Raw genomic sequence first — 13,864 nt, 5'->3', positions numbered from 1 at the left:
TGGCGCAAGGATAGCTATTGCGTTTATTTGAGTAAATCCGGGGTATTAACGTTGAGCAGCCGCGGATCATTCTCGGCGCACTCGCAGGCCTGTGCATTGAGCTCAAGCATGACTTTGCGCGGGCTGCGCTCGCCGTTTTCCCAAGCCGTATCAAACACGCCGCGGTGTTGCACGGGGATCACGCAGAGCAACGGCTCCCAGTGTTCGCCTTGGCGCACCATGACCGGTCGGGCAGGGTGCTGAGCGGCGGTGTCGAGCAACCGGGCGATCAGTGCGGCGTCGATCTGCGGTACGTCACAAGGCAGCACCAGCAAATGGGCATGCCGTGCGGCCGCCAGCCCGGCGCGGATACCGGCCAATGGCCCCTCGAAGTCGTCGTTGCCATCGCTGACCCATTGATCGGCCAAGGCCGCGTAACGCTCGCGGTTACGGTTACAGGAAATAATCAGGTCATCGGTGAAAGGCCGTACCACCTGCACGGCATGGGTAATCAGCGGCTGACCCTGCCACTGCACCAGCCCTTTATCGTGCCCGCCCATGCGCTGGCCGCGTCCGCCCGCCAGTAACAGGATGGAGCAGGGGAACCGGTTCATGAATTGACTCCGCGCAGTCAGGCAAAAGAAGGGCTGTGATATAACACCGGGCTGTTCTTCCTACAACTGGACCTCGTCTATGAAAGCCAAGGTTGATGCGCCTTTCGTACCTTTGAACATCGCTGTTCTGACCGTCAGCGATACCCGCACCCTCGACACCGACACCTCGGGTCAAGTGTTTGTCGACCGCCTGACTGACGCGGGCCATCGATTGGCGGCGCGGGTGTTACTCAAGGATGACCTGTACAAAATCCGCGCTCAGGTTGCGCAGTGGATTGCCGAGGATGACGTGCAGGTGGTGCTGATGACCGGCGGCACCGGTTTCACGGCCCGCGACAGCACGCCCGAGGCCGTGAGCTGCCTGCTGGACAAACAGGTGGACGGTTTTGGTGAGTTGTTCCGGCAGATTTCCGTGGCCGACATCGGCACTTCGACCGTGCAATCGCGCGCCCTGGCCGGTCTGGCCAACGGCACGCTGGTGTGCTGCCTGCCGGGTTCGACCAATGCCGTGCGCACGGGCTGGGACGGGATTCTGGCCGAGCAACTGGACGCCCGGCATCGCCCCTGCAATTTCGTGGCGCACCTGAAGCAGGCAGCGGCCTGTGAAACCCGTGGGTAAGCCGGGCCGTACCGGCGAGTTGATGCCGGTTGAAGTGGCCCTTGCGCGCCTGCTGGCGCTGGCCGCAGCCGCGCCGATCCGCGACACCGAGACCTTGCCACTGGCCGCTTGCGAGGGGCGGGTCTTGGCGCAGGATCTGGTCTCCACCCTGGACCTGCCGCCCTGGCCGAACAGCGCCATGGACGGTTACGCACTGCACCTTGCTGACTGGACGGGTGAGCCGTTGCCCGTCAGCCAGCGCATTTTTGCCGGGCAGGCGCCCGAGGCGCTGGCGCGCGGCACCTGTGCGCGGATCTTCACCGGGGCCCCGGTGCCTGCCGGGGCGGATTGCGTCGAAATGCAGGAAAACGCGCAGGTGCAGGCCGATGGGCGGGTGGTGTTCACTCAGTCGCTGCGCGTCCAGCAGAACATTCGTCCACAAGGGCAGGAAACCACGGTCGGTGAGGTGGTACTGCCCGCAGGTACGCGCCTGGGGCCGATTGAGCAAGGGCTGGCCGCGTCGCTGGGCTGCGCCACGCTTGAAGTGATTCGGCGGGTCCACGTGGCCGTGTTGTCCACCGGGGATGAACTGATTGAGCCGGGGCAGCCCTTGGGGCCGGGCCAGATCTACAACAGCAACCGCGTGTTGCTGTGCAGTTGGCTGACCCGCCTGGGGTGTGAGGTGCTGGATGCGGGCATCTTGCCGGATGATTTGCCGGCCACCCGCCAACGCCTGGTTGAATTGGGCGATGTGGATTTGATTCTGTCCACCGGCGGGGTGTCCGTCGGTGAAGCTGACTTCCTGGGGATTGCCCTGCGTGAAGAAGGTGAGCTGGCGCTGTGGAAGCTGGCGATCAAACCCGGTAAACCGCTGACGTGCGGGCATTACCGTGGCGTGCCGGTCATCGGCCTGCCGGGTAACCCGGCCTCGACGCTGGTGACCTTTGCGTTGCTGGCGCGGCCGTACCTGCTGCGCCGTCAAGGTGTGCAGGCGGTCGAGCCGCTGACCTTTCAGGTGCCGGCCGGGTTCGTCTGGGCCAAGCCGGGCAATCGTCGCGAGTACTTGCGCGGGCGACTGGAACAGGGCCGTGCGGTTATCTACAAGAACCAAAGCTCGGGCGTGCTGCGCAGCGCGGCGTGGGCCGAAGGGCTGGTGGAAGTGCGCGAGGGCAGTACCCTGGCGCAGGGCGATGAAGTCGGTTTCATCCCGTTGAGCGAAGTGTTGGGCTAACGCCGCGCAGCTGCTGACGCACCACGCGATGGCTGCCAGTGACGCAGCCATCGCGTGATTCAGGCAAACGGCCCGTCCCAATAGCGCTGGTACATGCCGAGTTTTTTCTTCCAGCGAGGGGGTAAATGCCGCTCCTGCTGACCGAGCTTGTAGGCCCCCAGTTTGACTGCATTGCGCAGCAGCGAACCCGGCCAACTGAACACGCGTCGCGGCCCTAAAAACCGCAGTTCGGATTTCACGTAGCGCAGCCCTTCACCCCCGGCTCCGCCAAACGCCTGCCTGATCCAGGGCTCACGGGCCTGAAAAACCCCGATGTCGAAGTAGCGGCGAAATTCCTCCTTGAGCGAGTAATTGTGGGAGTGCCGACAGCACGCCTGGCCCTCGTACGCGACTTTCCAGCCCGCCAGCAGCATTTTGGCGGCGACGTACATGTCTTCCGAGAGGATCACGTGGTTGGGAAACCCACCCACTGCGAGCAAGGCTTCACGCCGGTAGGCGGAAAACGAGTTGGACATGAACGCGGTCTTGATCCCCAGCTGCGGCGCATCGGCAAGGCTTTTGAGCTGCGAGTGGGGCGGGTAGTTGAACTGCCGCGCGTGTTGCGCCAGTGGCACGGCGTCCAGATGGGGTAACTGTCGCCCGCACACTGCGCCCACTGTCGGGTCGCTGAACGGGCGAACGATGGCGGCCAGCGCGTCGGGGTCCTCCAGATAGGCATCCTGGGTCAGGAACACGCACACCGCGTAATCCGGGTGGCGCTCGACCATCATCTGCCGCGTGCCACCGTGGTTGAAATCCTTGCTGTCGATGCGCAGCACGTTCGGGCAGCGTGCCTGCGCCCGTTCGAAGGTGCCGTCGCGGGAGCTGGAGTCGACGATGAAGGTGTCGAACTCGATACGCTGGCGCGCCAGCGAGTCGAGCAGGCGTTCCAGCTCCTGACGACCGTTGTAAGTCGGGATGATGCAGGCAATGGTGAGCGGCTCAGTCATGGGGCCTCCGGGTTGTCAGTGCGCCACGGGCGTAACCACAGCGCCAGCGCCAGCATCAGTAACGCGCCGAACGCCGTGCTCAGGCCCAATTGCAGCCAGATGGACTGCAACGGGTGCAACAGCCCGGCCGACAGCAGCATCATGCCCAGCCCGAGCAACCAATGGCTGCGCCATGGCACGTCAGCCAGCAGGTGTTGACGGCGCATCAGCAGCAGGCCGGTGAGCACCACGCCCCCCACCGCCGCCAGTGCGATCCCGATGAGGCCGAAAAACCAGGGCAACACGGCCAGCAGGATCGCGTTGAAGAGGCTGCCGATCAATTCGCAGGTCAGCGGCAGGCGCGTATCACCGGCCGCGTAGGCATAACGGGCGAGCAGGGCGTTCCATGCGCCGAACATCAAGGGCACCGAAAACCACGCCAGCAAGTGGGGCAAGGGGCTGTCGGCGGCCTGATTGGGCAGCAGCAGGTGCACCAGCGCGCCGGCAGCGCCAATCAGTCCGGCCACGGCGGGCACGGTCAGCAAGGTGGCGCTGGCCAGCCCCTTGCGCAGCAGGCCCAGGCGTTGCTCGCCGGAACTGCCGCTCATCAGGCCCAGTAACACCTGGTTGAGACTCATGAGTGCAATCAGCGGCAGGTTAATCAGCTTGCGCGCGAGGTTGATCCACGTGACCGAGCCTTCGCCCAGCAGCGATGCGACCATCCGCTCCAGCAAGGCCAGCCCTTGACTGGCCAGGTTACTGCTCAACAACGGGCCGATGCGTTGCAGCAGTTCACGACCGGCACCGGGCGCGGCCTGCACCTGCCAGGGTTTCCAGCCGTCGCGGTACAGCGGCAGGAGCATCACCGACGGCATCAGCACACTGCCCAGTACGCAGGCACTGGCCAGCCCCTCGGCGGTGGACTGGTGCTTGAAGAAGGCCAGGTAGATCACCGGCGGCAGGTTGAACAGCAGCGATCCGAGCCCGGCCAGCACGAACCGCGAACGGGCTTGCAAGGGCACGCAAAACAAGCCGTGCAGCACAAAGCCCGGCGCACACCACGCCAAAATGCGCAAACTGTGGCTGGCCAGTTCATAGCCCTGATTGTCGAGGCCGGGGCCGATCAAGCGCACCCACAGCAGCGAACCCACGCCCAGAATCCCGCTCAGCAGCAGGCCGCACAGCAGCAAACGCGGGGCCAACGCGCCGAGCCAGGCACGTTGCTCCAGCGCCGTGCGTTGTTGGTACAGCGGCAAGGCGGCTGCACTCAACAAGCCGGCGGCCAGCGCCATGCGCAATGCTTCGGGCAGAAACAGGGCCACTAGAAAACCGTCACTGCGCCCGCCCGCGCCCCATGCGGCCACCAACAACCACTCGCGGGCGAACCCCGCCGCGAGTCCGGTGAGGGTTGCCAGGGTCAGCCACAGGGTTGATCCGAACATGGCCCGGCCCTAGTGAAACAACGTGAACAGGCCTTTGCCGCCCACTTTGTAGTTCAGGTTGCGGCAGCGTTCGCCTTTGATGGTGGCATCGGGACCGCCGACGATGGCGTAGGGCGGCACCGGTTTGGACACCACGCAGTTGCCACCCACCACGGCGCCTTCTCCGATGTCGGCACCGAAGGAGAGCAAGGCGCGGCTGGCAATCCAGGCATAGTCGTGAATGTAGACCGGGCCGCCAATGGCCCAGAACTCGGGCGCTTGCACGTCATGCCCGCCCGCAATAATCAGCACGTGCGAGGCGATGGTCACATGGTTGCCAATAATCAGTCCGCCCCGTGCGTCCAGTTGGCAATGCCAGCCCACGGTGCTGTCGTCGCCGATGCGCAAGCTGTCCACGCCGAGGATTTCCGTGTTGCGCCAGACCGTCGAACCTTTGCCGATTTTCGCCCCGCCCGCGCGTAGCCACAGCAGGCGCACGGTATGGCTGGGGATCTTGCAAATCAGAATGTTGTAGGCCAGTTCCCACCAGCGCAGCAGGCGGTCGCGCAAGGTCGGCCAGTTTTTGCCGTACAGCGGGATCAGCGCGCCTTTGAGTTCGCGGCCCAGCAACGCATAAAACCGTCGGGCCAGCGGCGGTTCGATGCGTGGCTCGATGTTCAGGTAGCTGATGAAGCACAACGTGTCGCCCTTGAGCGGTTGTTCAAAGCACACGTCATTGGCCAGCATCCAGTCGTAGGCGTTGGTCAGATCTTCAAGGCTGACCCCCATTTTCTCGGCGTACTCGGGCAAGGCCTGACGCAGGTTACGCGAGTGAAAAAGACGGTGCTTCATGGGCGAACTCCTGAAAAAGGCGCCGGGGCATTGTGTGTGAGGCGCCGGGCTTCATGCAGGCTCAAGCCGAGCATCAGCCAGAACAAGGCGATCAACACCTGAGTGAAGCTGAAATAGTGATCGAACAGGCCGCTGACCAGCGCAGCCAGCAGGCCGACGGTGGTGCCGAACCAGATTGAATTGTCGGCCGTCAGGGCGATGGGCGTGTGCTGCGGACGCACGCTGCGCCACCAACTGGCGATCACGGCGATGAACAGCAACATACCGGGCAGGCCGAGCTTGTACATAAAGTTCAGGAACAGGTTGGAAATACCCAGCAAACCCGTGCCTGCCAGCCCGGCCTCCACTTTGAAGCCGATGCCCAACGGAAAGGCGGCGATGGCGTTGGGAAAAGCCCGGTATTCATCCAGGCGCACACTGGTACTGCCGGTGTCGGCCGTGGAGAAAATGGCGGCCAGGCGTTCTTGCAACGGCGGGTACACCAGCAACAGCACCACCACCGCCGCAACCCCGGCCAGCAGCATGCGCCCGGTGTAGGGGACGCGTTGGCTGGCGCACCAGATCAGCACCACCATCATGCTGATCAACGCCCCGCGCGAGCCGGTCATGGCCAGTGCAAGCACCCCCAGCAGGCCGACACTGACCCCCAGCAGCCTGAGCCAGCCACGCCGGGTAAACCCGAAGCACAGGGCCAACGGCACCAACAAGGCCATGGCGCCGCCCGTCACGTTGGGGTGCATCCACGGCGAACTCATGCGCGTGGTAAAGGACTGCAAGCGGTCGTCGAGCATGCTCACCCCGCCATAGCCCAAGTGGCCGAGGATCGAGGTAATGCCGCTGGCAGAGCGGTCCCGCAGGTACACCGGGATCGACAGCAGCAACAGCAATAACGTGCCGAGCAGCAATGCGATCACCATCTGCTCGCGGGCTTTGGGCGTATCCAGCAGCCGTGGCACCAAAAACAGCACCGACAGGTTCAGCAGCCAGCGCACCCAATTGACCGGCCCGTTGCCTTCGGCGCTGACCATCCACTGGCCGACCAGGAACGGCAAGGCACTGAACAGCATCAACGCCAGGACCCAGCGTTCGGTGCGCAGCAGTGTGGGGGCGGGAGGCAGGTTATTGAGCAACTTTTGCACCAGCACGCTGCCCCACACCAGCAGGATCAGCAGCTCCGACACCGTGGTGCGAAAGCCGATATTGACCGTGGTGTAGGGTAAAAACGTCGCGAGCACGCCAAACAGCAGCAGCCCCCACAGCGGATGGCGCAGCACCGTCACCACGCCCGCGACGCCGACCATCAACACGATCACGCTGAGCGGCGGCAGCACCCAGGCCATCAACCCGAACAGCAGGCTGAATATCAACGCCAGCGGAAGCGCCAAAGGCATTAGCGAAGCTCCTCCAGCAGCGCATAAAGACGCTCGCGGTAAGCCTCGTCCGCGTAACGGCCGGCCCAGGCTTTCATCTGCTGCGGGTCTTCCGGGGCCTGACTGGCCAGGCTTACCATCAACCCGGTGAGCGCCTGGGTGTCAGTGGGGGAGAAGCGAGGGCTCTGCGCCGGGGTGATCTCATCCAGTGCCGAGCCGCTGGCCACGGCCACCGAGGTGCCGACACTCAGCGCTTCAATCACCGGCAGGCCGAACCCTTCGGCATAAGAGGGCTGCCACAGGCGTTCGGCGTGTTGGTACACCGCGTGCAGTTGGGCGTCGGTCAGGTCGCTTAAAAAATGCAGGCCGGCTAATGACTGCAAGGGCTCAGGCAGGTGTTCCCGGGCGCCGACCAGCACCAGCTCCGGCACCTGTTGCGAGCGTTGACGCGCTGCCTGCCAGGCCTCCACCAGCCAGGGAATGTTCTTGCGCGGCTCGCGGGTGCCGACTGCCAGCCAATAGCGCGCAGGCAGGTTGAGTTCGCTGATATCGGCCGGTTCACCGACAAAGCCGCTGACCAGATTGGGCAGCACCCGCACTTTGTCTTTGGCGCCGGGGAAGCGCTTGACCACTTCATCCGCCGTGTATTGCGAGGGCGTCCAGATGCGGTCCGCAACCTTGATCGAATGCCCGATCGAGAGTTGGTCGCTGGTGCGGTACACCTTCTCTTTGAGACGAGAGCCGTGGTGGTTGATGTGGGTCAGCTGGAACAAATCGTGCAGTTGCAGCACATAGCGCATGCCGTGGGGTTTGGCGCCCAGGGGCAAGCCCATGTTGAAGTTGCAGATGTGAATTTCAACCCCGGCTTCGCGCAGGGCGCCCGGCAGGAAGCCGCCTTCAAAACGTAACCGGCCGGGCAGCCGGTGCACGCTTTGCAGCGGCGCCCCCCAGCGCGGGCAATGCACGCGGCGGCGCAGCGGGTGATCTTCTGGGGCGACGCCGAATAACTGCAATTGCACCTCGGGGTGTGCGCGCAACGCCGCTTCCAGCGCCAGCGCCTGACGACCAATGCCACTGTTGCCATAGCCCGCGGCGGGGCGGTAATCCAGACCTATGCGCATACGCTGACTTCTTCTTTTAAGGAGGGAAGACGGGTGTAAACCTGTTCCAGCTGGGCCGCAGCCACCGCCCAGTCATGCTCGGCCCTGACGTAAGCGCGTCCGGCCTCGCCAATACGTTGCAGCAGGGCGGGATCGCTCAGTGCCGTATTCAACAGTTGGGCCAATTCTTGCGGGTGTTCGCTGCCCAGATAGTGCTCGCCGTTGATGACCTTTAACCCCGAGCTGCCTTGCCCGGTGGTCACCACCGGCAAACCGGCGGCCATGGCTTCGAGCACTTTGAGCTTGGAGCCGCCGCCCTGGCGTAACGGGGCAAAAAAGACGGCGGCCTGCCGCTGTAAATCGCGCAAGTCCGGGACAAAGCCTTGCCATTCAATGCGCGGGTCGGTCCAGCGCTGACGCCAGCGGTCAGGCAGGCCAAAGCCGCAAACGGCAAAACGCACGTGCGGGTTGAGCGCCCACAGCTGTGGCAGGATGCTGTCCAGCGCCCATTCCACAGCATCGACGTTGGGGTGGTATTCATAATTGCCGACAAACAGCAGGCGCTGGCTGTGCAGGTCCGGTTGCACCTGGGCGTAATGCCCGCTGTCGACACCATTGACCACCACCGACACCGGCGTGCGGGTCAGTTGGCGCATCACCTGTGCGTCCTGTTCGGTGACCGCGATCAGTTCCTTGGCCAGCCCGAACACGCGTTTTTCCCAGCGCCGGTAGCGCCACTGGTCATAGGAGGTAAACGGCTTGAGCCAGCCCGGCAAACGGTCGTAGCTGGCGGCCCCGAGGGCGGATTCGACATTGTGCTCGGTGAGAATAAAGTCGCGTCCGGCGGCCGCCAGCGCACGTTCGAACGGCTGAAAACTATAGCTGTGTTCGATCTGGATGACGTCCCACGGCTCTTGCAACAGTTGCCCCACTTGCTGTTCCAGTGGGGCCGTCACGCCGTTGATGCCGGCCAGCATCGGGTAGGGCGCCAAGGCCACGGCCAGCAGGGTTTTAAAGCTGCGTAAGGGTCGACGCCTGAGCACGATCAAGCGCTCGAGAAACGGCTCAAGGGCCGCGCGGGTGGCGGCGTCGAGGGCGGTTTTAGATTGCACCAGCAAGGTGATTCGGTGCCCGCGCGCGGCCAGGCTGCGCAGCAAATGGTATTGGCGTGTCTTGCCGCCACTGGTGGTGGGCCAGGGCAGATAGGGCAGGGTCCAGAGTATTTTCATGGCGTCCATACCAACAGTTGCAAACTGGATGTGAGTGGCACGCTGATCGCCGTCGCGTCGCTCAACGGGGTTTCAGTGCCCGTGTGCGGGTTGTACAGGGTGGCCCGGGTCACGCCCGGCAACTGCACCTGATCGCCGCTGGCGCTCCAGAACATCCACAGGCGTTTGCCGTCGTCCCGGGTCCAGCCAATGCTGTACAGGTCGTTGGGCGCGCCCTCGACTTGCGGCGCGTCGGCCGGGTCCAGACGCGGGCCGGTGACCTTGAAGAAGTTCTGCAACGCCACATACACGGGCTTGGGATTGCCTTGCAGGTCCAGCAAGCCGTAGTACTGGTCACGCGGGCTGGCGCGGCTGTCGAGGTCGCTGAGGTTGAACAAAAAGATGCGCTGAAAATCCATCGCGCTCATCAGCGCCAGCCGCCGCAAGGTGTAATCGGACTGGCCATCGACCCCGATCAGCAGTTGCATTTCTTGCGGGCCGTTGTAGCTCGACCAGCCCCATTCCGTGGCCCACACCTGGGCAATGCCTTTAGCGTGCAAGGCGCTGTTGAGGAAGTTGGCGCGGGTCAGGAAGTCATTGTCGGCGGGGGTATCGCCCTCCGGGTACTGCGAATAGGGGTGGTAGGCCGTGATCAGGTTTTGCTGGGCCAAGCCTTGTTCGAGCATTTTTTCCAGCATCAGGCCCGATTGCTTAGGCATCTGGCTGTAATACGCCATCCCGGCGGTGGCGACTTTTTGCTCGGGCCGCACGTCGCGGATCGCCTTGGCGGTGGTGGTCAGCAGGCGGTAATACTCGGCCGGGTCAGCCTGGGGCAGCCACATGATGTTGGGCTCGTTCCAGACTTGCCAGACGTTCACGTTCGGGTAGCGTTGCGCCAGCATCAGCATGCGCCGGGCAAACACGGAAAAATCCCTCGGCGGGTAGAGGTCGGAGGTGGGCTCGCCGGGGGGTACGCTGCTGGCGAACGGCGCTGAGCCGACCAGGTAGGCCAAGGTGTTGAACTGGTGAGCGCGGATGGCTTGCATCACGCCATCCAGCGGCGCCAATTGCAGCTGGTTTTCTTCGGGTTCGATCATCGCCCAGTGGATCGTCAGGCGCACCCAGTCCAGCCCCAGCTCATCGAGGCGCTGCATCTGCTTTTCATACACCGGCTGCGGGAAGTACTGAAACTGCGCGTTGACCCCCAAAAAGTCTTTCCATTCCACCGGGCGTGGCCCGCGCAAGGTCGTGCCCTGGGCTTCAACGGGCGGGCTCCATGGCAACAGGCTGACCCCGATCACGGCGATCAGCAGCGCGGGCAGCCAGAACACAGGTTTACGCCACATGGGTGCGCCCCCAGCAGGCGGATTTGAACATCTGGTGAAAACGCTCGGCGGTTTCGCTCCAGACGCGTTCTTGGCCAATCTGTTGGGCGTGCTCGGCCCAGCGCACCGCCATCATCGGGTCGGCACATAAATGGCCCAGCTCCGCGGCCAGCGCGGCGACGTTGCCTTGGGGGTAAATCACCCCGTTGCCGTGGTCGACTTCCTCGGCAAATGAACGGGCGTCCGAGGTAATCACCCCGCGCCCGCAGGCCGCGGCCCATGACAGCGCCCCGCTGGTGCCGCGCAATTGGCCCAACAGCTTGAGCTTGCTTGACTCGCGGTAGGGCAGGACCATCACGTGATGCTCCTGAATGACCGTCGCAATGTCGCTGGCTGGCAGGTCGAGGCGCCAGGCGATACTGTTTTCCAGGCCCAATTGCTCGATGCGCTGGCGCAACAGGTGCAGGTAACTGCCGCCCGACTCGAAGGCCATTTCGGGTTCACTGCCCCCGGCCAGGGTCAGGGTCAGTTGTTGCTTGAGTTCGGGCTTGTGCATGAAGGTCATGGCCAGGGCTTCGAGCAAATCCTCAATGCCCTTGCCGCGATAAATAAAGCCGAAATACAACAGCTTCAGCGGGTTGAGATCAGGCAGTGGCGCAGGCGGGATCAGCAAGTTGCCATGGGCAATGACCACCATTTGCTCGTTGCGCAGGCCCATGCGCTGTTTCAGGCAGTCGCTGCCCGACTGCGTGAGGGTGACCAGGCGCGTCAGGCTGCGGGCCAGTTGCCGTTCTTCATACAGGCACAACGGGTCGGCCAGTACGGTGGCCATTTGCGGCAGCGGTGACGGCAGGCGGCTGGCCAGTGATAACGGCCATGGCAGCCGGGCGCGACGCCAGACCAGACGCTCCGGGTCATGCACGGTGGCCGTCAGCGGCAGTTTGGGGAAGCGTTCGCGCAAGGCACGCAGGGCGTGGAACTCTGCCAGGCGCCCGCCACCCAGCTCGGCATGTACCAGATCGATGCCGCGCCAGTCAGTGCTGGCCACCCGTTGCAGGGCGCGTTCGGGGTCGTTGCCGATCCCGGCCAGCGGCGTGCTCACTTCAACGCCTTGACTCAACAGGGCGGCCTTGAGGTGCCCTGCGTAGTCGGCAATACCGTTTTGTTCGGGCGCCAAAGGCGCCAGCAGGGCGATGTGCATCAGGCTTTACCCCGTATCCGCGCCAGAAAGTTCAACACCTTTTCCGGGATGTCGAAACGACGGCGGTTGATGATGATGCCGTCCACGCGCTTGAACGCGGTGTTCAAGGTGTTGAGCGCGGTTTGCAGGATCGGCACGGTGGTTTTTTCGGCCTCCACGATCAGGCAAATCAAATCGGCCTGGCGCAGAATCACGAAGGCTTCCTGATTGGAGAAGAACCCCGACGCGTTGAGCAGCAGGATTTCCCCCGGCGCCGCAGGGCCGGTGCCTTCGACGCGCACCTGATGGCCGCGCTCTTGCAGCAACTGGCGCAGGTGCTCAATCACAAAGCTCACGCCTTCGCCCCGGCGCGCCGAGGTCAGGCCGATGCTGAGCCCGCGCTCGGCCACTTGCTCCAGCGGCAGCACGCCATACAGCCGGTACATGCTGGCGGTGAAGGCGCTGCGGCGCTGGGGCTGGTTGTCGCTGAGGTCTTGCAGGCTGGTCCAGACCTTGACCCCGAAGCGCTCTTCGATGTGGTCGCCGTCGTGAATGCGTTGATCCAGCAGGTAGAAGAAATACAGCGCCAGCAGGCCGACCGCGAGGCTGATCGGGAGGGCCAGAAACAGCATCAAGAGGCTCTTGGGAAAGACACGGTTGGGGTTGAGCGTGGCTTGTTCGATCACGGCGATGTTGCTGATGCGGCTTTTGTCCAGTTCACGGTCAATGCGTGCTTTTTCAGTGCTGTCGCTGTAGAGCGCGAAACTTTTTTCGGCGGCGGCCAGCTCGCGTTGCAAGCGCGACAGCTCAGGCTCAAGCGCCAGCGCTTCGCGGCGGTCCTGTTCCAGTTTTTCAAGCTGCACTTTTTGCTGGGCCGCCTGGGTTTTAAGGCGGCTCAGGCTGGCCTGCTGATCGGCGAAGCTGTTTTGCAAGCGCGTAAAGACCGGGTTGGGAGCGAGGTTTTCACTGCGTTGCACCACCGCTTTTTCTTTGTTGAGCAGTGCTTGCAGGTTGGCGATGGCCGCGTCCAGCGCTTTGACCGGCGGGGCAGTCTCCTTGAAGGTGCGGGTCATTTCCTGGCGTTCGATCAGCTTGGCGTTGATGCGTTGGGCCAGGTCCTGGCGGTCCGGGTTAATGCTGATTTGCCGGCCGATGCTGATCTCTTTTTTCATGCTGTCGAGCTGCGCCTGAATCGTCTCCAGGCCGCTTTGGGTAGAGGCCACGGCGCGGGTGGTGTTGAGGTGTTCGCCCTTGAGGTTATTGAGGTTGCGGGCGATGTCGCTCAGGCGTTCATCGATGCTGACGGCGCCCAGTTGGTTAAGGATTTTTTCGATCTGGCGTTGGTAATCGAGAATGCGCGCCTGGGTGGCGGCCGCTTCGGTTTCATAGAAGCCGTAGAGGCTCTTGCGGCCCATGGTCGAGGTGCGTTCCTGCTCGTATTGGTCGATCCACGATTTCACCACCTGCTGGGCGACCTTGGGGTCATTCCAGGTAAAGCTGACCTCCATGACCGACGAGCCGGGGGCGTGGGTGACGCTGAAATTTTTGCTCAACTGGTCCGCCAGACGCTCGACCGGGGTTTGCTTTTCCACCAGCCCGAGCATTTGCAGAAAACCGCGACCGATGTCGACCAGCCCTTGCACAGTGGCTTTCAGGGCGTTTTTGATCGTCGCCATGGGGCCGGTGGGCTGTGGCTGCCGTGAGAGGTCATCGAGGTACTTTTCGGCCACCATCCGCACGATCGGGCGGCCGGTAAGGATGCGTTCTTCGTCGATGATCGGGTCGCGCATGGCGCTGGGGATGACCACCGCCTGGCGGTCGGCAATTTCGATCGGCAGGGTGCTGGTGTCGCGGCCGGGTTTGACCAGCAGTAAAGCCGTGGACTCAAAGCGGTTGGGCAACAGGAACGCGCCGAGCACGATGATGATGAAGGTCACCAGCACGGTGATTTTGACTTCGCGTTTGAAGATGAAGAACAGGCGCAACACATCGCGGAAGGAACGGATATTGATCATGTC

The 13,864-nt window shown here is 63.3% G+C and carries 12 protein-coding genes; 2 read left to right on the top strand and 10 right to left on the bottom strand.

All coding sequences use genetic code 11. The features are described 5' to 3' along the window. Window positions 1-23 precede the first annotated feature (23 nt). Window positions 24-593, bottom strand: a complete 570-nt coding sequence (gene mobA, locus BKD70_RS00375; protein ID WP_047273977.1) for a molybdenum cofactor guanylyltransferase MobA — start codon at window positions 591-593, stop codon at window positions 24-26. Between the two features lie 79 nt (window positions 594-672). Between mobA and moaB the strand changes: the two genes are divergently transcribed. Continuing rightward, window positions 673-1,212, top strand: a complete 540-nt coding sequence (moaB, locus tag BKD70_RS00370; protein WP_047273979.1) for a molybdenum cofactor biosynthesis protein B — start codon at window positions 673-675, stop codon at window positions 1,210-1,212. 22 nt (window positions 1,213-1,234) lie between these two features. After that, the gene (gene glp / locus BKD70_RS00365) at window positions 1,235-2,422 is read left to right on the top strand and encodes a gephyrin-like molybdotransferase Glp (RefSeq protein WP_169859579.1); all 1,188 of its coding nucleotides are present in this window, start codon (window positions 1,235-1,237) and stop codon (window positions 2,420-2,422) included. Window positions 2,423-2,481: 59 nt separating this feature from the next. Here the strand turns inward: glp and BKD70_RS00360 are convergent, their stop codons facing one another. The 9 genes from BKD70_RS00360 to BKD70_RS00320 are packed head-to-tail and all read right to left on the bottom strand — an operon-like array spanning window position 2,482 to window position 13,861. Then, window positions 2,482-3,411 (bottom strand): glycosyltransferase family 2 protein, encoded by a 930-nt coding sequence (locus tag BKD70_RS00360; protein WP_047273984.1) that lies wholly within the window; start codon window positions 3,409-3,411, stop codon window positions 2,482-2,484. Beyond that, window positions 3,408-4,832: a lipid II flippase MurJ gene (locus BKD70_RS00355; protein ID WP_047273985.1), complete on the bottom strand. Its 1,425-nt coding sequence runs from the start codon at window positions 4,830-4,832 to the stop codon at window positions 3,408-3,410. The genes BKD70_RS00360 and BKD70_RS00355 overlap by 4 nt, the downstream gene beginning before the upstream one ends. A 9-nt stretch (window positions 4,833-4,841) precedes the next feature. Continuing rightward, the gene (locus BKD70_RS00350) at window positions 4,842-5,663 is read right to left on the bottom strand and encodes an acyltransferase (RefSeq protein ID WP_047273987.1); all 822 of its coding nucleotides are present in this window, start codon (window positions 5,661-5,663) and stop codon (window positions 4,842-4,844) included. Further along, window positions 5,660-7,054 carry an O-antigen ligase gene (locus tag BKD70_RS00345; RefSeq protein WP_047273989.1) on the bottom strand — a complete coding sequence of 465 codons (1,395 nt, stop codon included), beginning with the start codon at window positions 7,052-7,054 and terminating at the stop codon, window positions 5,660-5,662. Before BKD70_RS00345 ends, BKD70_RS00350 begins: the two co-directional genes overlap by 4 nt. After that, window positions 7,054-8,154, bottom strand: coding sequence for a glycosyltransferase family 1 protein (locus tag BKD70_RS00340; RefSeq protein ID WP_047273990.1), 1,101 nt, complete (start codon window positions 8,152-8,154; stop codon window positions 7,054-7,056). The genes BKD70_RS00345 and BKD70_RS00340 overlap by 1 nt, the downstream gene beginning before the upstream one ends. Then, window positions 8,145-9,362 carry a glycosyltransferase family 4 protein gene (locus BKD70_RS00335; RefSeq protein ID WP_047273993.1) on the bottom strand — a complete coding sequence of 406 codons (1,218 nt, stop codon included), beginning with the start codon at window positions 9,360-9,362 and terminating at the stop codon, window positions 8,145-8,147. The genes BKD70_RS00340 and BKD70_RS00335 overlap by 10 nt, the downstream gene beginning before the upstream one ends. Continuing rightward, a complete protein-coding gene (locus BKD70_RS00330) occupies window positions 9,359-10,687 on the bottom strand; it encodes a cellulase family glycosylhydrolase (RefSeq protein WP_047273995.1) in 1,329 nt (442 codons plus the stop codon). The genes BKD70_RS00335 and BKD70_RS00330 overlap by 4 nt, the downstream gene beginning before the upstream one ends. After that, window positions 10,677-11,867 (bottom strand): glycosyltransferase, encoded by a 1,191-nt coding sequence (locus tag BKD70_RS00325; RefSeq protein WP_047273997.1) that lies wholly within the window; start codon window positions 11,865-11,867, stop codon window positions 10,677-10,679. The genes BKD70_RS00330 and BKD70_RS00325 overlap by 11 nt, the downstream gene beginning before the upstream one ends. Continuing rightward, window positions 11,867-13,861, bottom strand: coding sequence for a GumC family protein (locus BKD70_RS00320; protein ID WP_047273999.1), 1,995 nt, complete (start codon window positions 13,859-13,861; stop codon window positions 11,867-11,869). The genes BKD70_RS00325 and BKD70_RS00320 overlap by 1 nt, the downstream gene beginning before the upstream one ends. Window positions 13,862-13,864 lie beyond the last annotated feature (3 nt).

This window comes from Pseudomonas sp. BS-2016 (genome assembly GCF_001806145.1).
Taxonomy (GTDB): Bacteria; Pseudomonadota; Gammaproteobacteria; order Pseudomonadales; family Pseudomonadaceae; genus Aquipseudomonas; species Aquipseudomonas lundensis.
The sequence above is the reverse complement of the archived record's forward strand: the minus strand, read 5'-3'. Positions and strand labels throughout refer to the sequence as shown.

Excerpts from the sequence above, each read along its gene's own strand:
- mobA (WP_047273977.1), bottom strand. The coding sequence starts at position 593 with ATGAACCGGTTCCCCTGCTCCATCCTGTTACTGGCGGGCGGACGCGGC.
- moaB (WP_047273979.1), top strand. The coding sequence starts at position 673 with ATGAAAGCCAAGGTTGATGCGCCTTTCGTACCTTTGAACATCGCTGTT.
- glp (WP_169859579.1), top strand. The coding sequence starts at position 1,235 with ATGCCGGTTGAAGTGGCCCTTGCGCGCCTGCTGGCGCTGGCCGCAGCC.
- BKD70_RS00360 (WP_047273984.1), bottom strand. The coding sequence starts at position 3,411 with ATGACTGAGCCGCTCACCATTGCCTGCATCATCCCGACTTACAACGGT.
- BKD70_RS00355 (WP_047273985.1), bottom strand. The coding sequence starts at position 4,832 with ATGTTCGGATCAACCCTGTGGCTGACCCTGGCAACCCTCACCGGACTC.
- BKD70_RS00350 (WP_047273987.1), bottom strand. The coding sequence starts at position 5,663 with ATGAAGCACCGTCTTTTTCACTCGCGTAACCTGCGTCAGGCCTTGCCC.
- BKD70_RS00345 (WP_047273989.1), bottom strand. The coding sequence starts at position 7,054 with ATGCCTTTGGCGCTTCCGCTGGCGTTGATATTCAGCCTGCTGTTCGGG.
- BKD70_RS00340 (WP_047273990.1), bottom strand. The coding sequence starts at position 8,154 with ATGCGCATAGGTCTGGATTACCGCCCCGCCGCGGGCTATGGCAACAGT.
- BKD70_RS00335 (WP_047273993.1), bottom strand. The coding sequence starts at position 9,362 with ATGAAAATACTCTGGACCCTGCCCTATCTGCCCTGGCCCACCACCAGT.
- BKD70_RS00330 (WP_047273995.1), bottom strand. The coding sequence starts at position 10,687 with ATGTGGCGTAAACCTGTGTTCTGGCTGCCCGCGCTGCTGATCGCCGTG.
- BKD70_RS00325 (WP_047273997.1), bottom strand. The coding sequence starts at position 11,867 with ATGCACATCGCCCTGCTGGCGCCTTTGGCGCCCGAACAAAACGGTATT.
- BKD70_RS00320 (WP_047273999.1), bottom strand. The coding sequence starts at position 13,861 with ATGATCAATATCCGTTCCTTCCGCGATGTGTTGCGCCTGTTCTTCATC.